Here is an 18441-nt window from a genome sequence, read left to right on the forward strand (position 1 = left end):
TTATCATTTTTGACGGGTGGAAAAATGCTAACAGCAATGATCACAGCCTGCGGGCTATGGGGTGTGAGCTGGTGTATGGGGAAGCATCTGTCCAGCGCCTGGGGCGTGTTGCTGCCTTGTGTCATCATGCCGCTACTGGCGCTGCTCAACCTGAACCTGACGCACCTAAAAGTGATTATCGCCATCGCCCTGCTGGCGACGCTTGTCATGCTGTTTCATCAACGTTTGCGCCACTATTTACTGTTGCCATCCTGCATTGCGCTAGCTGGCGGCTTGGCGGCGCTGTCCGTCACGTTTAATCTAACGACCCTGTAAAGGTACGTGGATGTAGATGAGTAAACGAGAAAGAGTACACAACTCAGAATGGTAAATAATCGCGAAAAAGCGGCATAGCCAGAAACGGGATAAAAGAGAATAAACAGGGAAGAAAATCAGGAAGATACAGAGGGAATCTATGGTGCGAAGAGAGGGACTTGAACCCTCACGTCCGTAAGGACACTAACACCTGAAGCTAGCGCGTCTACCAATTCCGCCACCTTCGCACTGAGAATGTTGTTTGTCTTATACAATAAATCTATCACGACATGGTGCGAAGAGAGGGACTTGAACCCTCACGTCCGTAAGAACACTAACACCTGAAGCTAGCGCGTCTACCAATTCCGCCACCTTCGCAACTCTGTCATGCAATAACTATGTCATGTAACACTGATTTACTGCTTCGGTTCGACAAACCAGAACCGTTGTAGCGATGTTGGTGCGAAGAGAGGGACTTGAACCCTCACGTCCGTAAGAACACTAACACCTGAAGCTAGCGCGTCTACCAATTCCGCCACCTTCGCAACACTGCTTTACGCAATATCACTACGGGGCCGAATTCTAGAGGTTTTCACGTTCACGTCAATGATTATTTCCTCTGGAATGCGGGGTTTGCTGCAAAAATCATCATCTCGCTGCGGCGTTGCGTGTAAATAGCTCATCGAGCCATTCAATGAACACACGAATCCGTGGCGCGAGAAAACGACCGGGCGCATACATCACATAAAGCGGCATCGCGGGCGGCGGCATTTCCGGCAGGATCTCAACCAGTTCCCCACTTTCCAGAAACGGGCGCAGGCCACGACGCGGAGCCTGAATAATCCCCAACCCGGCACGCGCGCTGGCGATGTAGGCATCGGTGCCGTTAACCTGCAACGCACCGGGCAGCATACGCGTAATGCACTCATCGCCCGACATGAATTCCAGCGGATAACGGTATTCGGTACGCAGAGAGAAATAGCCGACCATCTGATGCCCCGACAGCTCATCAAGCGAACGCGGCACGCCATAGCGCGCCAGATAGTCGGCCGATGCACAGGTTACCTGCGGCATTGACGGCAAATGGCGGGTCGCCAGCGTTTCATCGTCGGTCTGCCAAGCGCGCAGCACACAGTCGACACCTTCACGCAGCACATTAATCGCCGCATCGTTGGCACTCAGCATCAGCGTCACCTGCGGATAGCGCGCGTAGAACTCGCCCAGCGCCGGAACAACGATTTCCCTCGCCAGCGAGTGCGGCATATCCACCCGCACTTTGCCAATAGGCTGCTGCTTTTGCTGCGTGAACAGCGTGTCGATCTCTTCTATTTCCGCGAGCAATTGCAGACAGCGTTCATAGTAAACGCGCCCTTCGTCGGTGATCTGCACCTGACGAGTCGTACGTTGCAGCAAACGAACTCCCAGCCGTGCTTCAAGCTGTTTGATGATGTTGCTCACCGTCGCGCGTGGCAGCGTCAGTCGCTCCGCCGCGCGGCTAAAGCTGCCCAGTTCGACAATACGCACAAAAACCCGCATCGCCTGAATGTGATCCATCGCCGCCACCATTGTTGGTTATTTTTGAATAGTGTTGCATAAAAAGCGGTATTTATCTTTGCTGGATAAACAACCAGACTGCTTTCACTGCCAACGACATGAGGAAGATGACAATGCAACAACGCAAATTAGGTGCGGACGGCCCGCAGGTTTCGGCTATTGGGCTAGGCTGCATGGGAATGAGTGATTTCTACTCCACCGCGCAGGATGAAAAAGAATCCATTGCCACGTTGCATCGCGCACTGGAGCTGGGCGTCACGCTGCTGGATACCGCCGATATGTATGGCCCTCATACCAATGAGCTGCTGCTCGGCAAAGCCATAAAAGGCAAGCGTGAGCAGGTCTTTCTGGCGACCAAATTCGGCATTGTACGCGACCCGGCAAACCCCAACGCACGCGGCATCTGCGGTAAACCGGACTACATCCGCCGTTCGGTGGAAGGGAGCCTGACGCGCCTCGGGACGGACGTTATCGATCTTTACTATCAGCACCGCATCGACCCGACAGTTCCCATTGAAGAGACAGTCGGCACGTTGGCAGAGCTGGTTCAGGAAGGCAAGATTCGTTACATCGGCCTGAGTGAAGCCTCCGCCGCCACGCTGGAACGTGCGCACCGCGTGCACCCCATTACGGTGTTACAGAGCGAATACTCACTGTGGACACGCGATATGGAAGCCGAGATTCTGCCCACCTGTGAGCGTCTGGGTATCGGCTTTGTGCCTTACAGCCCGCTGGGGCGCGGTTTCCTGACCGGTGCGATTCGCAGCCCGGACGATCTGGCTGCCGACGATTTCCGTCGTACCAATCCACGCTTCTCGGGGGAAAATTTCGGCAAAAACCTGCAACTGGTAGAGAAAATTAACCAACTGGCGCAGGAAAAACAGGTGACGCCATCACAGCTGGCGCTGGCATGGGTATTGGCACAGGGTGAACATATTGTGCCGATTCCAGGCACCAAGCGCCGCCGCTATCTGGAAGAGAACGTCGCGGCGCTGGATGTCACGCTGACGAAAGAGGAACTGGCCGCCATTGATGCTATTTTCCCACCCGATGCCGCAGCAGGTGAACGCTACGGCAAGGAGAGCATGGCGGCACTGAATCAATAGAAGAAGTATCAGTAATAAGGATTACCGACGACGACCTTTGCTTCCTGTGCGCGGCGGACGACCGACGGTGGCCTGATACACCTTGAAGCGTCCGGTCTGCGCCAGCACTTCATGGCTACCAAAGGCGGCATCTAACAGCGCCGGATAAGGCAGGAAGGCGTTAGCGACGATGCGTAACTGTCCGCCAATCGGTAGATGGGTCACCGCACCACGAATCAGCATTTCCGCGGCTTGCAGGCTGGTCTGTAAGCCGTCATGGAACGGCGGATTAGACACGATCATATCGAAGCGGCCGTCGATGTCTGAGTAAACATTACTCGCAATCACGCTGCCTTCTAACGCATTCGCCGCCAGCGTTGCCTTGCTGGATTCGACAGCGGCTGCACTGACATCACTCAGCGTCAGGCGAATTTTCGGCGACTGTTTCGCCAGTACCGATGCCAATACGCCCGCACCGCAGGCGATATCCAGCACTTTGCCTTTCATGTGCGGCTCAAACGTAGACAGCAGCAGTCGGCTACCCGGATCCAGATCATCACGACTGAAGACACCCGGAAGCGTTTTGACGGTCACGCCGTCCGTCACATACTCGTCCCACCACTCATCCAGCGTGAAGCTGGCCTGCTTATCAATCCGACCGTGGTAAAGCCCGCAGCGACGTGCGCTGTCGATTTTTACCAGCTCAACGAAGTCAGACAGCACAATTTCAGCACTACGCACGCCGCTGCGGTTTTCCCCAACAACGAAGATTTCCGTACCGACCGGCATCAGAGACAGCAGGTTACGCAGTTGGAATTCCGCTTCCTGTTTGCTCTTCGGCCAGTAATAAATCAGCGTGTCGCTATCCGCCACCAGCGCCGCATCCGCGACCAGACCATATTGAGCGTTATCCCCAAGTGGCTTTGCCATCTGTTGCCAGTGGTGATATTGGTTGCAATGGACACGCACTGACGCCGCCTCAAATTGTGCGGGCAGGGTATCCTGCAAATCACCGGCAAACAGAACTCGGCGTGAAAGAAATTCGTCACTATGGCGCAGTATGACTTCACTGGCGGGGGTTAATGCGGACATCAGGCTACGGCTCCTTAATCATTGAACGGGGGATTATATACGCTTCGTCCCCGAAGTTGCAGAGCGGAGAGGAAATAACCGCACCGACGTTGGCGCAGTCTGACGGGGTTTGTTAGCATAGGCACGAATCATTTTCTCGCACGCCAGACAGGATAACGCATGGAATCAAGACGTGACAGGCTGCTACAGCAACTGGGGATTACGCAGTGGACGCTGCGTCGCCCGACGGTGCTGCAAGGCGAAATCGCCGTCAGTCTGCCCGAACAGGTGCGTCTGGTGATTGTCTCCGCCGAGCCGCTGGCCGATGATGAACCACTGCTGACCGACGTTCTGCACAGTCTGGCGCTCACTCCCGCGCAAGCCTATCGCCTGACGCCGCAGCAGATCGAGATGTTGCCCGCCGACGCGCACTGCCATAGCTGGCGGTTGGGCATCGCGGAACCCATTGCGCTACAGGGTGTTCAGCTTTCCAGCCCTCTGCTTTCCGAACTTTATCAAAATGCCGACGCCAAACGGGCGCTGTGGCAACAGATCTGTGAACATGAACACGATATCTTCTCTGACGCCAGCCGATCTGGCACAAGCCTTTAAAATTGAACAAGTCAGCCACGCCTTTCCCTGGTCGGAAAAGACGTTTGTCAGCAATCAAGGTGAGCGTTATTTCAACATCAAACTGGAGCATGACGGGCAGCTTGCCGCTTACGCCATCACTCAGGTCGTGCTGGATGAAGCGACGTTGTTCAATATCGCGGTACACCCCGACCACCAGCGTCAAGGGCTGGGTCGCCAGCTATTGGAACACCTGATCGACGAAATGGAACGCCGCGGCATTCTGACGCTGTGGCTGGAAGTCCGCGAGTCAAACGCGCGAGCCATCGCGCTTTATGAGAGTCTGGGATTTAACGAAGTCTCCGTGCGCCGGGATTATTACCCCACGGCCCAGGGTCGGGAAGACGCCATTCTCATGGCGCTGCCGCTCGGCTAACCTCTTTACCTACGGCGCTCGCTACTCGGCGGGTGCCATTGGGTGCCATTGGGTGCCATTGGGTGCCATAATGTGCGCCCCATCCCGCTCTGCCTTTTTTTCTGATAGAAAAATCCCCGCAACGTGATCGCTATAAATAAAACCTTGTTTCTTTTTTATCACAATGAGATTCCATTTCATGTTTCTGGTTTGCAGGCATGCATGGTTTATCCGTTATCTACGAGGAATAATATGAAAAAATACACTCTGGCTACGACGCTCCTGTGCGGTTTATTCTCTCTTTCCGCTCACGCGGTACAAGTAACGGCGGTGACAGCTTCCGCTTATGATTCAGACAAGGGCCACAAACCTGCCAACATTGCCGATGGCGACGTAAAAACGCGCTGGGCGGCAAATGGTGAGAGCTGGGTTCAGGTAGAACTGGATAAAGAACAGTCGGTTGAAAACTTTGTTCTGGTTCCTTTCAAAGCGGACGAGCGCAAACTGAAATTCTCCGTTTCCTACTCCACCGACGGGAAAACCTGGCAAAAACTGGCTGACAATCTGGTCACCTCCAACAATGCCAAAGACGGTGAAAAATTCACCTTCCCTGCCGTGAAAGCGAAATTCTTCAAGCTGGATACGTTCGGCACCGATGTGAACAAATGGAGTGCCATCAACGAGATCAGCTTTAACAGTGCCGCACAGGTTCCGGCTCAGGCCATCAAGTAACGTGCTGGAATCGTCTGGCGCTTAGGTCAGTCGATTCCGCTGTCGTTGAACGCACCACGCCCGATACGGCTATCGAGTGTGGTGCATTCCAACCTTGCGCCCCCTGCATGCTTACCGCTTCCCTCACCTTCCCCTCCGACACCGTTATCCACATTTTCCTTAGCGTTGAAATAAAAATCATTCTCAATTAATATGCGCCTGAAATTTGACCTCCTATCGCTCCGTTTCAGGCACCAGACATGTCATCAGCCAATATTGATACCTCATCAGATCTGCATCAGCTCTATTGTCAGCATCATGGCTGGTTACAGGGGCTATTGCGCAAACGGCTGGGGAATCTGTGTGATGCGGCCGATCTGGCGCAGGATGTATTTTTACGGCTCTTACTGAAACCACGCCAGTTTGACAGCCACGCGGGGGCGCGGGCTTATATGAGCGTAATGGCGCAAGGCATGTGTGTCGACCTCTGGCGCAAACGGGAAATTGAACGCGCCTGGCTCACCTCGCTGGCCGAACAGCCAGAACCGGTTGCGCTGTCGGCGGAAGACAGCAACATCATTCTCGAAACCCTGTATCAGGTCGATGCCATGCTGCGAGCGCTGCCAGAGAAGGTACGCGCGGCCTTTATCATGGCGCAGGTACAGGGGTTACCCTATCGAGACATTGCCGAAACGCTGGGCGTTTCCGAGCGCATGGTGAAAAAATACATGGCACAGGCCATGCTGCATTGTGTGCTGTTGGAAGCGGAGATAGACGCGGACGGTCAGGCCGTTGATTCATGAATAAGCCCAGCTTCATCGCCTTGCAGCAGGCATCGCAATGGTACGCCCAACTGTGCGATCGGGAACCTGACGATGAACACTACCACCACTGGCAGCGTTGGATGGACGAAAGCGAGGAACACCGTCAGGCCTGGGAGTACGTGCAAACGGTCAGCCAGCGCTTCCAACCGCTGCGTGGCGACGGCCAGCAGCCCGCGCTGAATACGCTACTGCACCAACCTGCGCCGATGACACGCCGCCGTGCGCTCAAGCTCGCCGCGCTACTCAGCACCGGTTCACTGCTTTCCTGGCTGACTTACCGCCATACGCCGCTAAAAGACTCGCTGCTGGCGATGACGGCCGATCATCACAGCGCGGTTGGAGAAATCAAACCGCTCACCTTACCGGACAACACCCGACTGTGGCTGAACACCGCCAGCGCGATTGATATCCGCTACAGCGACCAGCGGCGGGAAATTGCCCTGCTGGCGGGGGATATTCTGATTGAGACCGCCGCCGACGCTCGCCCCTTCTTCGTCACCACCGCGCAAGGGCGTATGCAGGCGCTGGGCACGCGCTTCAGCGTCGCGCAGGAACCAGACGCTACCACGCTCACCGTTTACCAACACGCGGTTGAGATCAGCGCCACATCCGCCTCCGCCACACGTCGGGTTAATGCGGGCTATCACCTGCGCTTTAACGCCGATGGTCAGGGTAACATCGTGCCCAACCAGCAGAATGATGCCGACTGGTCACACGGCGTGCTCCAGGCGGACAACATGCCGTTGGGAGAGGTCGTGGCACAGCTGTCCCGCTATCGCCGCGGCTATCTGGCGTGCCAGCCTGCCATCGCGGATTTACGTGTGATGGGTACTTTCCCCTTAACCGATACCGACATGGCACTGAACATGCTGGCGCAGGCCTTCCCGGTCCGCATCCAGCGGCGTTTTCCGTGGTGGGTAACCGTCGAGCCGCGCTGATATCACCTTCTTTTTTAGATGCAGACAAAAAATTTGCTCTTTTGAGTTCCCCTTTCTCCGCGGTCGTTCGATTCACAGTAAAACCACCAATTTTTACTCTGGGTCAGAAGGCGAATTTTCATGGCATTGATTCCATTTTTCTCTACACAGCGCACTCCTTCCAAACTGGCAATTGTCGTTCATCTGTTGCTGTGCGGCGCACCGCTACTCGCGAATTCCACCGCAATCGCAGCAGAAACGACAGCCGCAGCGACCACCAAAACCTACGCGATTTCTGCCGGGCCACTTAACCAGCAGCTAAACCAGTTTGCTGCCCAGTCGGGCGTTTATCTGGTCGGTGATGCACAGCTGACGACAGGCAAAGCAGGGAAATCCCTGCAAGGGAACTACAGCGTGGAGGACGGATTTGCGGCGCTGCTGGCAGGAAGCGGGCTTCAGGTGATTCCGCAGCCTAATAGCGTTTGGCGCTTGCAGAGAATACCGCAAGGGGATGAGATGCTGGTCGTGGCAGGTGTCAACCGCAACGGCGTGACCGAAGGCACTCAATCCTACACCACGCGCAGCATGAATACCGCGACACAGCTGAATCTGTCACCGCGAGAAACGCCGCAGTCGGTGAGCGTCGTGACACGCCAGCGCATGGACGATCAGAACATGACCTCACTGGATGAGGCCATGAAACAAACCACCGGCATTAACGTGGTCAATCAAAACAGCTATCAGGTGAAGTACGAATCGCGTGCTTTCGTGATGGATAATATCAAGGAAGACGGCGTGAACTTCTCCAGCCAGAACAGCGTCTCCAACATGGGTGCAGTTCAGTCCTCCAGCGAATCACCCGATCTGGCGATTTATGACCGCGTCGAAATCCTGCGCGGCGCGTCCGGCCTGTCACAAGGCAATGGCGAACCCGGCGGCACCGTTAATCTGGTGCGCAAGCAGCCTACTCACAATTTTCAGGCATCCGGCAGCGTTGGCGCAGGCAGTTGGGATAATTACCGCAGCGAGCTCGATGTTTCCGGGCCGCTAAACGACGATGCCAGCCTGCGCGGCCGTCTCGTTGGCGTTTATCAGGATAAACAAAGCTTTAAAGATTACGAGCACAGTGAAAGAAAAGTGCTGTTCGGTACGCTGGCCTACGACCTGACGCCGTCCACTACAGTCACTGGCGGCATCAACTGGCAAAAGACCCGGGGCGTGCCTGATGTCTATGGCATCCCGTTCGCCACCAATAAAAGCAGCCTGAACCTGCCGCGATCCACCTATCTGGGCGCCAGCTGGAACCGTGTTGAATTTGAAAAAATTAACCCGTTTGTCGAACTGGAGCACCACTTCGATAACGACTGGACGCTGAAAACCGCGCTGAACTATATCCACTCCCGCGCAGCAAGCAGCTATATCGGTATCATGAACGGCACCAGCGGCGTCAATCCGGCAACGGGGACGTCATCGCTAAACAATAATCTGCGCTACGACAATAAGGCTGAACAGTGGGGTTACAACCTGAGCCTGAACGGTCCGTTCGAGCTATTGGGGCGTAATCATGAACTGGTGGTGGGCGGTGATTATCAAAAAGAGAATTTCGATAACAACCACATCCGCATCAACAACACCAGCAGCGTGAATATTTTCAACTGGCAGCCGAATTCGTTGGCAGAACCAGACTGGTCAAATACGAGTCTCTACAACAACCACTATAACGACCGCTTTAATCTGTATCAGCGCGGCGCGTTCGCCACGGCCAGATTCGAACTGGCGGATGACTGGAAGCTGATTCTGGGCGGCCGTTACAGCGCCTACAGCTATGACGAGTATTTCACTAACCATCTCCGCAATACCTCCTCACTCAGCAGCCTGCATGCCAGCAATGAGTTTGTGCCTTACGGCGGTCTGCTGTGGGACTTTGCCGACAACTACACCTGGTACCTGAGCTACGCCGAGATCTACAAGCCGCAGAGCGAAAAAGATCGCAACGGTAAGCTGCTGCCCGCCATTACCGGCACCAACTATGAAACTGGCGTGAAGGGCGAGTTCTTTGATGGCGATCTGAATAGCTCGCTGGCGCTGTTCCGCATCATTCAGGCGAACCGTGCGATGGCCGTGGCGGATAGTTCAGTTTGCCTGATCGGGACAAGCTGCTCGCAAGCTCAAGGCGAAGTACGTAGTCAGGGTGTGGAGCTGGATGTCACAGGCAAACTGGCCGAAGGCTGGCAGATTCAGGCGGGTTATACCCTGACCAACAGTAAATATCTTGAAGGTAGCGCGAGCGAAAGAGCGGCACAGTTCAGCCCGCGTACGCCGAAACATATGTTCAAACTCTACACCTCATACAATCTGCCGGGTGAGTTGAACCAATGGACGATTGGCGCAGGCATAACGGCGCAGACCGAGACACAAACCTACCCTAATCGGGTTTATGGTCTGCATCAGGGCGGTTACACCCTGTTTAACGCCAATGTCCGCTATCAGTACAGCAAAAACCTGAGCTTCAATCTGGTGGGCAATAATCTGACGGATAAAACCTACTACTTAAACCTGAACAACCGCCATCTTAGCGGCAACAACTATTACGGCGACCCGCGTAATTTCATGCTAACCGCGAAGTGGAATTTCTAAGCGAGCACGCCTGCCAGCCGAGGCTGGCAGGCCATCGCCTCACCCATTATGCAAACGCTTAAACGCTTTTATGCACTGGTCGCACCTTTCTGGCTGACCACGCGAGCCACGCTGCTCTGGTTGCTACTGCTGCTGATTATGAGCCTGACGCTCTCTGTCGTGTGGATCAGTGTGCAGTACAACAACTGGAGCCGGGATTTTTACGACGCGCTGGCCGACTACTTTCAGCACGCGTCAATCTACGACATGGCCGTGCGCTATCTGGCCTATACGCTGCTGTTCGTGCTGGTGATCATCTGTGGCAACTGGCTCAAGAAACAGCTGATTATCCGCTGGCGCGATACCATGGCGCATCAGTATGAGCAGGATTGGCTGCGTAATCATGCCCACTATCAGCTCAGCGCCGGGCTGGATAACCCCGATCAGCGCATCGCGGAAGATATCCGTCTGCTGATCGAACAGAGTCTCGAACTCCTGCTTTCGCTGCTGAAAAATACCGCCCGTTTTTTCTCTTTCATCGCCATTCTCTGGCAGCTTTCCGGCGTCCATACCTTCACGCTAATCGGTTATACCATCACGGTACACGGCTATCTGGTGTGGATCGCGCTGGTTTACGCCGCAGTAGCCAGCGTGGTGACGCACCTGCTAGGGCATCGCCTGCACAAGCTGAATATTGAACGTCAGCAGGCAGAAGCCGACTACCGCGCCACGCTGCTGCGGGTGCGAGACAACAGCGAGCAAATCGCGTTTTACCAAGGGAGCGACGCCGAGCAGCAGCGGATGCGGCAACACTTCCTGCCCATCGTGCAAAATTGGCAGCGTTTAATGACGCGAGAATTCCGGCTGGAAAGCTTTACGACCAGCTATTTCCGTTTCAGCCTGATTATTCCGGTTTTCGCTACCCTGCCACTGTTTCTCGCCCGTCAGGTTAGCCTCGGGGCGATTATGCAGGCGCGATCCGCCTTCGGTTATGTGCTGGATGCCTTTGGCTGGTTTATCGATGCCTATCGCCAGTTGGTTCAGTGGTCTTCTACGATTGAACGGCTGTGGGAATTCCAGCACCGCTTACAGCAATTACCGACGCCAGAGGAACCGCTCCATGAAGGCCATGCTCTGCACATCAACGCGCTGTCAGTCTCGCGCCCCGAAGGGTCACCGTACTTCTCCCCGCTGACGCTCACGCTTCAGGCTGGCGAATGGGCGGTACTCAGCGCAGTCAGCGGCAGTGGAAAAACCACGCTGCTGCGGGCGCTGGCGGGGCTGTGGCCAACCTCGCAAGGAGAGAGGCATTTCCCTGCGGGCCGCGCGCTGTTTTTACCGCAAAAGGCCTATTTACCGCAGGACACGCTGCGTCAGGTACTGTGTTATCCGCAGGCACAGTTAGCGGATACCGCACGGTTGATCGCGGTACTAGAACAAACCGGGCTGGCCGCGCTGATTCCCCGTCTGGACGACAAGGCGAACTGGAGCCGGGAACTATCAGGCGGTGAACAACAGCGTCTGTCGCTCGCGCGTGCGTTACTGCTGCGCCCGACGCTACTTTGTCTGGATGAGGCCACCAGCCAGCTCGACGACGCAGCGGCGCTTCAACTACTAGAACACATCAGGACTACGCTGCCACAAACCATTGTTTTGGCCGTCAGCCATCAGCCTGCCGTACTGGCCAGTTTCAAACATCAGGTACGGTTAACGCCACTTGCACCAGAGAAGAAAGCGCACACAGAGAACCGTATTGTCGATCCTTCTGTTGCGCCGCCAGCGGCGGATGTACAGCAGGTTGCTTACGGAAGGATTTGAAAGGCACCGTTTGAAGGAAACGATGTGAAGGAAACAGCAGGAAAATGGAGCCCGGAGCTGATGTCCGGGCTGTCGTGATGTTACTCGTTATCGCCCAGTAGAACGGATTCCAGCGCGATTTCGATCATCTCGTTGAACGTGTTTTGACGCTCTTCTGACGTGGTTTGTGCACCGGTACGAATGTGGTCAGAAACGGTACAGATTGCCAGCGCTTTCGCACCGAACTCAGCCGCGACGCCATAGATACCGGCCGCTTCCATTTCCACACCCAGAATGCCGTATTTTTCCATCACGTCGAACATCTGCGGATCTGGCGTGTAGAACAGATCGGCGGAGAAGATGTTACCGACGCGGACAGAAACATCGCGTGCTTTGGCAGCATCAACGGCATTACGCACCATATCGAAATCGGCAATCGCCGCGTAGTCGTGATCTTTGAAACGCATACGGTTCACTTTGGAATCCGTACAGGCACCCATGCCGATTACCACGTCGCGCAGCTTAACATCTTCACGTACCGCACCGCAGGAACCCACACGAATGATCTTCTTCACGCCGAATTCGGTGATCAGTTCTTTCGCATAAATTGAGCAGGATGGGATACCCATACCGTGGCCCATTACCGAAATTTTACGGCCTTTGTAAGTCCCGGTGAACCCTAACATGCCACGCACGTTGTTCACTTCGCGGGCATCATCCAGAAAGGTTTCTGCAATGTACTTAGCACGCAGCGGGTCGCCCGGCATCAGTACAACGTCCGCGAAATCACCCATTTCTGCATTAATATGTGGCGTAGCCATGCGTTTATTCCTTAATTAATCAAGTTTCACGTAAAAAACGGTGTGTTTTACAGTATCGATTTGCCGTAGTCCATAGGCGACAGGCCAAAGTAGGCCGCGACCGTCTGCCCGATATCGGCGAAGGTTTCACGGTGGCCATATGACCCTGGCTTCACGTTCGGGCCATAGATCAATACTGGGACGTTCTCACGGGTGTGATCGGTGCCATGCCAGCTCGGATCACAGCCGTGGTCAGCCGTCAGAATCAGGATGTCGTCACCCTTCACGCGGGACAGCATTTCTGGCAGGCGACGGTCAAACAGCTCCAGCGCGGCAGCGTAGCCCGGAATATCACGGCGGTGGCCGTAGGCAGAGTCGAAATCAACAAAGTTGGTAAACACGATAGTGTTGTCGCCCGCGCTATCCATTTCTTTCAGCGTGGCGTCAAACAGCGCATCGATGCCAGTGGCTTTCACTTTCTTGGTAATGCCGACCTGCGCGTAGATGTCCGCAATTTTACCGACGGAAACCACTTCACCGCCTTTTTCATCCACCATTTTTTTCAGGATAGTTGGCGCAGGCGGTTCAACAGCCAGATCGTGACGGTTGCCAGTACGCTCGAAGTTGCCGGGTTTATCACCGATAAACGGACGTGCGATCACGCGCCCGATGTTGTAATTCCCTTCGGTCAGCTCTTCACGGGCGATTTCACACAGCTCGTACAGCTTATCCAGACCGAACGTTTCTTCATGGCAGGCAATCTGAAACACCGAATCCGCAGAGGTGTAGAAAATTGGCTTGCCGGTTTTCATATGTTCTTCAGCCAGTTGATCCAGAATCACCGTACCGGAAGAGTGGCAGTTGCCCAGATAGCCCGGCAGATTGGCGCGTTTTACCAGCTTATCCAGCAGTTCCTGCGGAAAACTGTTTTCTTCATCTTTAAAATAGCCCCAGTCGAACAGGACAGGCACTCCGGCAATTTCCCAGTGACCAGACGGCGTATCTTTACCCGAGGAGATTTCGCTGGCGTGCGCGTAAGCACCGATGATGTCTGCGTTTTCATCCAGCCCTGCCGGGAACGTCCCCGTTGAGGCCTCAGCAGCTTTACCCAGCCCCAGACGGCTCAGGTTAGGCAAATGCAGCTTGCCGCTGCGCCCTTTATCCGCCGTCCCTGCTGCACACGCCTGAGCGATATGACCCAGCGTATCCGAACCCACATCGCCAAAACGTTCTGCATCAGCACTGCTGCCGATCCCAAACGAGTCAAGCACCATAATATATGCACGTTTCATTCTTTTTCTCCTGCGCAGCTATGCGCTAACGCCCTGCCGACAGGCAGGGGAAAATCAATTCAAGACGACCACTAACCGGCCCTGTGCGATCACGCTTCTGCGCTCACTCGACGATAGACCATCGGGGTCTTTTCTGGTGCCGTGTCGCCCAGTTGGATCGCAGCACGGACTTCATTCGCCGCCTGCTGCCACTGCGCTTCCGTATTGGCGTGGATCACCGCCAGCGGGCGCTGCGCATCAACGCGCTCACCCAAACTGATCATGCTATCCAGACCGACGCTGTAATCGATCGTATCCGTGGCCTGACGGCGTCCGCCGCCCAGCGATACGACTGCCATACCCAGCGCGCGCGTATCCATTGCGGTCACAATGCCTTCACGCGTCGCGAACACCGGCTTACTTAGTGTCGCCACCGGCAGGTAACGATCGTAGTGTTCGACAAAATCGCCCGGGCCACGCTGTGCGGCGACCATGCGACCAAAGACTTCGGCAGCTTTGCCGTTATCCAATACGGCTTGCAGACGTGAATGCGCGTCGTCCGCCGAGCTTGCCAGTCCGCCCGCCAGCAGCATCTCGCCACATAGCGCCATAGTAACATCATACAGGCGTGGATTGCGGCTCTCCCCCGTCAGGAAACGCACGGCTTCTCGCACTTCCAGCGCGTTACCCGCACTCGAGGCCAGCACCTGATTCATGTCAGTCAGCAATGCGCTGGTGCGACATCCCGCGTTATTTGCTACGCCGACAATCGCCTGTGCCAGCTGTTCGGACAGTTCATAGGTCGGCATAAACGCCCCGGACCCCACTTTGACGTCCATCACCAGCGCATCCAGCCCTTCCGCCAGCTTCTTCGCCAGAATCGACGCAGTGATCAGCGGGATTGAATCGACCGTAGCGGTAATGTCACGCGTGGCGTAAAAGCGTTTATCCGCCGGAGCCAGCGAGGAAGTCTGCCCAATGATCGCAACACCAACCTGCTGAATGATGCGACGAAAATCTTCATCGTTCGGGAAAATATCCAGTCCCGGAATCGCTTCAAGTTTATCTAACGTGCCGCCGGTATGCCCTAAGCCGCGCCCAGAGATCATCGGGACGTAACCCCCACAGGCGGCAACCATCGGCCCCAGCATCAACGAGGTGACATCCCCGACGCCGCCGGTAGAGTGTTTGTCCACCAGCGGGCCGTTCAGGTTCAGACTCTTCCAGTCCAGTACCGTGCCGGAGTCACGCATCGCCAACGTCAGCGCCACGCGCTCATCCATCGACATGTCGTGAAAATAAATGGTCATTGCCAGTGCTGCTATCTGGCCTTCAGAGACGGTATTGTCACGAATACCATTGATAAAGAAGCGGATTTCCTCTTCGCTCAGAGCTTTTCCATCACGCTTCTTACGAATAATTTCTTGAATCAGAAACAAGGTCTGTACTCCTGATGAATTCTGATATGGCTCAGCAGCCTGTCGCTGCGAGCACATTTGCTGTGAACAAAATCGTACGCTGTGTGCACGTAATTAGTAGCCGCCCTGCGGAGCCGCTGTCGCGTGGCCAAGCGTTGTCAGCAGGCTCGCCAGTAGACTGGATGCGCCAAAGCGAAAATGCTGCGCCGTCGCCCATTCAGCGCCCATGATATCGTCCGCCAGTTGCAGGTAGATGGCGGCATCTTCCGCGTTACGCACGCCGCCCGCCGCTTTAAAGCCAACGCGCTCTCCCACGCCTTTATCGCGTATCGCCTTCAGCATGATCGCCGCACTTTCTGGCGTCGCGTTCACCGGCACTTTACCAGTCGAGGTTTTAATGAAATCGGCCCCCGCATCGATGGCAATCTCGCTCGCCTGACGGATCAGCGCTTCTTGTTTTAGCTCACCCGTTTCGATGATCACCTTCAGCAGCACATGGGCATCCTGACACACGGCTTTACATGCCTGCACCAGCTCAAAACCGATTTGAGCGTTGCCAGCTATCAGTGCGCGGTAAGGGAATACGACATCAACTTCATCAGCACCGTAGGCTATCGCTGCCTTGGTTTCCGCAACAGCAATGCCCACATCATCATTGCCGTGCGGGAAGTTGGTCACCGTCGCGATGCGGATATCCGGCGTACCCTGCTCACGCAGGATCTTTTTCGCCAGAGGGATAAAACGTGGATAGATACAGATAGCAGCAGTTTTCCCTGCCGGGCTGTTTGCCTGACGGCAGAGTGCCGTCACTTTTTCATCCGTATCATCCTCATTCAGCGTGGTTAAATCCATCAGCGCCAGCGCGCGTTGCGCGGCCGTGGTCAGCTTGGTCATACAACACTCCAACTCGTCAGCCGGTCTAACCGACCCTGAACATTAACTGGTGTAAACCAGCACGTTTGGCGAGCGGACTTGGTTCCTTGAAGATAGCGCTCAGGAGAAACAACCTGTAGCGGCACCGAGATCCTTCTCACCGCAATCAGCCTTCCTTTACCTTTCATTCTGTGATTATTTCAACACCGAAAGAACGACATCGAAAGAAACTATTTATTCATCAAACAATTATTCATCAAACAAAAAATTATTCATCAGACAACAAACGATTCATCGGATATTTGAACACGCCATGCCGGACTATTTTGTGCATCCACTCACACTTGATGTAAGAGAAATGCAATAGATAGTGATTATATGTGATTTTTATCACACATACTTCTCCAGATAAGATGCGTTCGATGAATTAACAGTGACAACCTTGTCGGCCAGATGATCCCTCTATATCGGGAAAAAGAGGCGGCAGCACACGGTCGAAGATCGCCCGACGCTTCTGGTTGAAGTCATATAATAAGCATAGCGGCTTCTCCCTAGGTACAGAGAGAAACCGCTGGCAGAGCAGGAAATTATTTCCCTGCGGAAAGGTGGCAATCCGCAAAACAACAGCAACGTGCTACTTCACGCAGCAGGATAAGCGCCCTAAACTGAGCGCTAACACGACTGTTTCCGAGAAGCCGCAGACAACGCAATGACTGAACACGCCGAAGATTCTCACTGGTATCTGTACATACTGCGCACGGTCGCTGGGTCGCTGTACACGGGTATCACGACAGATGTCAGCCGCCGCCTGAATCAGCATCAAACGGGAAAAGGGGCAAAAGCACTGCGGGGAAAAGGCGAGTTAACGCTGGTGTTTCACTGTCTGGTGGGCGATCGCTCAGACGCACTCAAACTGGAATATCGCATTAAGCAGTTGAGCAAAAACCAAAAAGAAAGGCTGGTACAAGACCAGCCCAAGACGCTTTGTATCTCAAACAATTTGTATTGATACGCTATCGGCTAACGAATCACGCTAGAGAAAGCGGTTAAACGGTTCAGCGTATTCCACCAGCCCGCTCGCGCTTTCAAACCCGCTTTCGCCCTCAGGACGACCTTCACCGACGACATGGTTATCCGCCAGCGGATAGACCTGAAAAGCCGATGCACTGCCCGGCCAGCGGCAGTACAACTGATGATCTGTAGCCGGAACGAAGCCAAAACGAGAATAGTACGTAGGCTCACCCAGCACGACGACGGCGGTATAGCTAAATTCATTCAGCGCATCCAGCCCTTCGTAGACCAGCTTCTCCCCCACGCCTTGCCGACGCAGGCTTTCGTCTACCGCCAACGGCGCAAGCGCCACCCACTGGCGATCCTCACCGTCGATCAGCACCGGGCTGAATGCCGCGTAGCCCACCACACCACCTTCATCGTCAGTCGCCACAACGCCGAGCGTCAATAAGCCATCTTCACGCAGTTGATGAACCAGATCCGCTTCCGCGCCCGTTGGAAAAGCACGGCGCAATAAGTTGTCGATCCCTGCGGCATCAACGGGAATTTCCACCCGAACTAGCATGATACTGGCGTGTGATTCGTTGGTTGCACTACGCCCTCCTGTAAGCCAGCTTCAACAAAGTTCGCCAGTTGCAGCAGGCCAATGCGCAGCGGCGCAGGCATAGATTCCAGCTCAATGGCGTCCATCAGGTTCTTCACATACAACCCTAACTCGGTATCGCCCTCAATGCGCAGACGACGCTGGAAAAAGAGCGTATCAGGATCTTCTTTACGCGCGGCAATCAAAATCAGATCGTTCGCGTCTGCGCTGAAGCTGACATCCGGCGTCTCAGCATGACTCACGACCAGACGCCCGTCGCGCAGCGTCATAAACCACTGCAAGCCAACGTCACGCACCTCAATTTTCAGCCAGCGGCTTTCGAGAAATGCCAGATCGCCCTCTTCCAGCGCCTGACGGAACTGCCAGCCCAACATCTGTTCCAAAACCTGACGCTGTAGCGCAAAGGGAGTGAACTTGAGTGGCTTACCTAATAAGCTCGGTCCCTGACGCACAATCTGCGCTCGTAGTTTTTCCAACACTGGCGTACTCCTCTTAAAGCAATCTGACTGTTCAGATAATCTGCAAACATTTTGCCACATCCACCGCACGCGGCAGAGGTCTATGTCAATAATTTAGTCGGTTATCCGATTATGCCCAACAGATTTTGTCC

The 18441-nt window shown here is 54.8% G+C and carries 18 protein-coding genes and 3 tRNA genes; 10 read left to right on the forward strand and 11 right to left on the reverse strand.

The annotated features are described in order from the left end of the window. Positions 1-24 precede the first annotated feature (24 nt). On the forward strand, positions 25-315 hold the full coding sequence (locus JFY74_17970; protein QQG27933.1) for a DUF1435 domain-containing protein: 291 nt from the start codon (positions 25-27) through the stop codon (positions 313-315). Positions 316-455: 140 nt separating this feature from the next. Here JFY74_17970 and JFY74_17975 read toward each other — a convergent pair. From JFY74_17975 to JFY74_17990, 4 genes are all read right to left on the reverse strand, one after another. Then, a tRNA-Leu gene (locus tag JFY74_17975) sits at positions 456-542 on the reverse strand. 43 nt (positions 543-585) lie between these two features. After that, a tRNA-Leu gene (locus JFY74_17980) sits at positions 586-672 on the reverse strand. Positions 673-752: 80 nt separating this feature from the next. Further along, positions 753-839: transfer RNA gene (locus JFY74_17985), tRNA-Leu, on the reverse strand. A 103-nt stretch (positions 840-942) separates the two neighbouring features. Then, positions 943-1848: a LysR family transcriptional regulator gene (locus JFY74_17990; GenBank protein QQG27934.1), complete on the reverse strand. Its 906-nt coding sequence runs from the start codon at positions 1846-1848 to the stop codon at positions 943-945. A 113-nt stretch (positions 1849-1961) separates the two neighbouring features. Between JFY74_17990 and JFY74_17995 the strand changes: the two genes are divergently transcribed. Then, the gene (locus JFY74_17995; protein ID QQG27935.1) at positions 1962-2954 is read left to right on the forward strand and encodes an aldo/keto reductase; all 993 of its coding nucleotides are present in this window, start codon (positions 1962-1964) and stop codon (positions 2952-2954) included. Between the two features lie 21 nt (positions 2955-2975). Here JFY74_17995 and rsmC read toward each other — a convergent pair whose 3' ends face one another. Next, the gene (gene rsmC, locus JFY74_18000; protein ID QQG27936.1) at positions 2976-4025 is read right to left on the reverse strand and encodes a 16S rRNA (guanine(1207)-N(2))-methyltransferase RsmC; all 1050 of its coding nucleotides are present in this window, start codon (positions 4023-4025) and stop codon (positions 2976-2978) included. A 159-nt stretch (positions 4026-4184) separates the two neighbouring features. On the opposite strand from rsmC, the gene JFY74_18005 reads away from it, so the two are divergent. The 7 genes from JFY74_18005 to JFY74_18035 all read left to right on the forward strand — a co-directional run bounded on the left by JFY74_18005 (position 4185) and on the right by JFY74_18035 (position 11875). Further along, entirely contained in the window at positions 4185-4616 is a 432-nt protein-coding gene (locus JFY74_18005) for a DNA polymerase III subunit psi (protein ID QQG27937.1), read from the forward strand. Continuing rightward, a complete protein-coding gene (gene rimI, locus JFY74_18010) occupies positions 4567-5010 on the forward strand; it encodes a ribosomal protein S18-alanine N-acetyltransferase (protein ID QQG27938.1) in 444 nt (147 codons plus the stop codon). The genes JFY74_18005 and rimI overlap by 50 nt, the downstream gene beginning before the upstream one ends. Before the next feature lie 231 nt (positions 5011-5241). After that, a complete protein-coding gene (locus JFY74_18015) occupies positions 5242-5721 on the forward strand; it encodes a discoidin domain-containing protein (protein ID QQG27939.1) in 480 nt (159 codons plus the stop codon). A 239-nt stretch (positions 5722-5960) separates the two neighbouring features. Continuing rightward, positions 5961-6503 carry a sigma-70 family RNA polymerase sigma factor gene (locus JFY74_18020; GenBank protein ID QQG27940.1) on the forward strand — a complete coding sequence of 181 codons (543 nt, stop codon included), beginning with the start codon at positions 5961-5963 and terminating at the stop codon, positions 6501-6503. After that, a complete protein-coding gene (locus tag JFY74_18025; protein ID QQG27941.1) occupies positions 6500-7462 on the forward strand; it encodes a FecR domain-containing protein in 963 nt (320 codons plus the stop codon). Before JFY74_18020 ends, JFY74_18025 begins: the two co-directional genes overlap by 4 nt. A 120-nt stretch (positions 7463-7582) precedes the next feature. Continuing rightward, a complete protein-coding gene (locus JFY74_18030) occupies positions 7583-10078 on the forward strand; it encodes a TonB-dependent siderophore receptor (GenBank protein ID QQG27942.1) in 2496 nt (831 codons plus the stop codon). A gap of 48 nt (positions 10079-10126) precedes the next feature. After that, the gene (locus JFY74_18035; GenBank protein ID QQG27943.1) at positions 10127-11875 is read left to right on the forward strand and encodes an ABC transporter ATP-binding protein/permease; all 1749 of its coding nucleotides are present in this window, start codon (positions 10127-10129) and stop codon (positions 11873-11875) included. A gap of 80 nt (positions 11876-11955) precedes the next feature. Here JFY74_18035 and deoD read toward each other — a convergent pair whose 3' ends face one another. The 4 genes from deoD to deoC all read right to left on the reverse strand — a co-directional run bounded on the left by deoD (position 11956) and on the right by deoC (position 16237). After that, positions 11956-12675 carry a purine-nucleoside phosphorylase gene (gene deoD / locus JFY74_18040; GenBank protein QQG27944.1) on the reverse strand — a complete coding sequence of 240 codons (720 nt, stop codon included), beginning with the start codon at positions 12673-12675 and terminating at the stop codon, positions 11956-11958. Positions 12676-12722: 47 nt separating this feature from the next. Further along, complete coding sequence (gene deoB, locus JFY74_18045) at positions 12723-13946, reverse strand: phosphopentomutase (protein ID QQG27945.1); 1224 nt, start codon at positions 13944-13946, stop codon at positions 12723-12725. Between the two features lie 89 nt (positions 13947-14035). Beyond that, on the reverse strand, positions 14036-15364 hold the full coding sequence (gene deoA / locus JFY74_18050; GenBank protein QQG27946.1) for a thymidine phosphorylase: 1329 nt from the start codon (positions 15362-15364) through the stop codon (positions 14036-14038). A 93-nt stretch (positions 15365-15457) separates the two neighbouring features. Next, a complete protein-coding gene (gene deoC / locus JFY74_18055) occupies positions 15458-16237 on the reverse strand; it encodes a deoxyribose-phosphate aldolase (GenBank protein QQG27947.1) in 780 nt (259 codons plus the stop codon). A gap of 688 nt (positions 16238-16925) precedes the next feature. Between deoC and JFY74_18060 the strand changes: the two genes are divergently transcribed. After that, a complete protein-coding gene (locus tag JFY74_18060; GenBank protein ID QQG27948.1) occupies positions 16926-17225 on the forward strand; it encodes a GIY-YIG nuclease family protein in 300 nt (99 codons plus the stop codon). 24 nt (positions 17226-17249) lie between these two features. Here the strand turns inward: JFY74_18060 and JFY74_18065 are convergent, their stop codons facing one another. Together JFY74_18065 and JFY74_18070 are read right to left on the reverse strand one after the other, a co-directional pair. Continuing rightward, on the reverse strand, positions 17250-17792 hold the full coding sequence (locus JFY74_18065; GenBank protein ID QQG27949.1) for an N-acetyltransferase: 543 nt from the start codon (positions 17790-17792) through the stop codon (positions 17250-17252). Next, positions 17786-18310: an SCP2 domain-containing protein gene (locus tag JFY74_18070; protein ID QQG27950.1), complete on the reverse strand. Its 525-nt coding sequence runs from the start codon at positions 18308-18310 to the stop codon at positions 17786-17788. Before JFY74_18070 ends, JFY74_18065 begins: the two co-directional genes overlap by 7 nt. Between the last annotated feature and the right edge of the window lie 131 nt (positions 18311-18441).

It is taken from the genome of Pectobacterium carotovorum, from assembly GCA_016415585.1.
Classification (GTDB): domain Bacteria; phylum Pseudomonadota; class Gammaproteobacteria; order Enterobacterales; family Enterobacteriaceae; genus Pectobacterium; species Pectobacterium carotovorum_K.

Coding starts and splice junctions, on each gene's coding strand:
- deoC (QQG27947.1), bottom strand. CDS start 16,237: ATGACCAAGCTGACCACGGCCGCGCAACGCGCGCTGGCGCTGATGGAT.
- JFY74_18065 (QQG27949.1), bottom strand. CDS start 17,792: ATGCTAGTTCGGGTGGAAATTCCCGTTGATGCCGCAGGGATCGACAAC.
- deoB (QQG27945.1), bottom strand. CDS start 13,946: ATGAAACGTGCATATATTATGGTGCTTGACTCGTTTGGGATCGGCAGC.
- JFY74_17990 (QQG27934.1), bottom strand. CDS start 1,848: ATGGATCACATTCAGGCGATGCGGGTTTTTGTGCGTATTGTCGAACTG.
- JFY74_18005 (QQG27937.1), top strand. CDS start 4,185: ATGGAATCAAGACGTGACAGGCTGCTACAGCAACTGGGGATTACGCAG.
- JFY74_18060 (QQG27948.1), top strand. CDS start 16,926: ATGACTGAACACGCCGAAGATTCTCACTGGTATCTGTACATACTGCGC.
- JFY74_18020 (QQG27940.1), top strand. CDS start 5,961: ATGTCATCAGCCAATATTGATACCTCATCAGATCTGCATCAGCTCTAT.
- JFY74_17995 (QQG27935.1), top strand. CDS start 1,962: ATGCAACAACGCAAATTAGGTGCGGACGGCCCGCAGGTTTCGGCTATT.
- deoD (QQG27944.1), bottom strand. CDS start 12,675: ATGGCTACGCCACATATTAATGCAGAAATGGGTGATTTCGCGGACGTT.
- JFY74_17970 (QQG27933.1), top strand. CDS start 25: ATGCTAACAGCAATGATCACAGCCTGCGGGCTATGGGGTGTGAGCTGG.
- JFY74_18025 (QQG27941.1), top strand. CDS start 6,500: ATGAATAAGCCCAGCTTCATCGCCTTGCAGCAGGCATCGCAATGGTAC.
- JFY74_18015 (QQG27939.1), top strand. CDS start 5,242: ATGAAAAAATACACTCTGGCTACGACGCTCCTGTGCGGTTTATTCTCT.
- rimI (QQG27938.1), top strand. CDS start 4,567: ATGAACACGATATCTTCTCTGACGCCAGCCGATCTGGCACAAGCCTTT.
- JFY74_18030 (QQG27942.1), top strand. CDS start 7,583: ATGGCATTGATTCCATTTTTCTCTACACAGCGCACTCCTTCCAAACTG.
- rsmC (QQG27936.1), bottom strand. CDS start 4,025: ATGTCCGCATTAACCCCCGCCAGTGAAGTCATACTGCGCCATAGTGAC.
- JFY74_18035 (QQG27943.1), top strand. CDS start 10,127: ATGCAAACGCTTAAACGCTTTTATGCACTGGTCGCACCTTTCTGGCTG.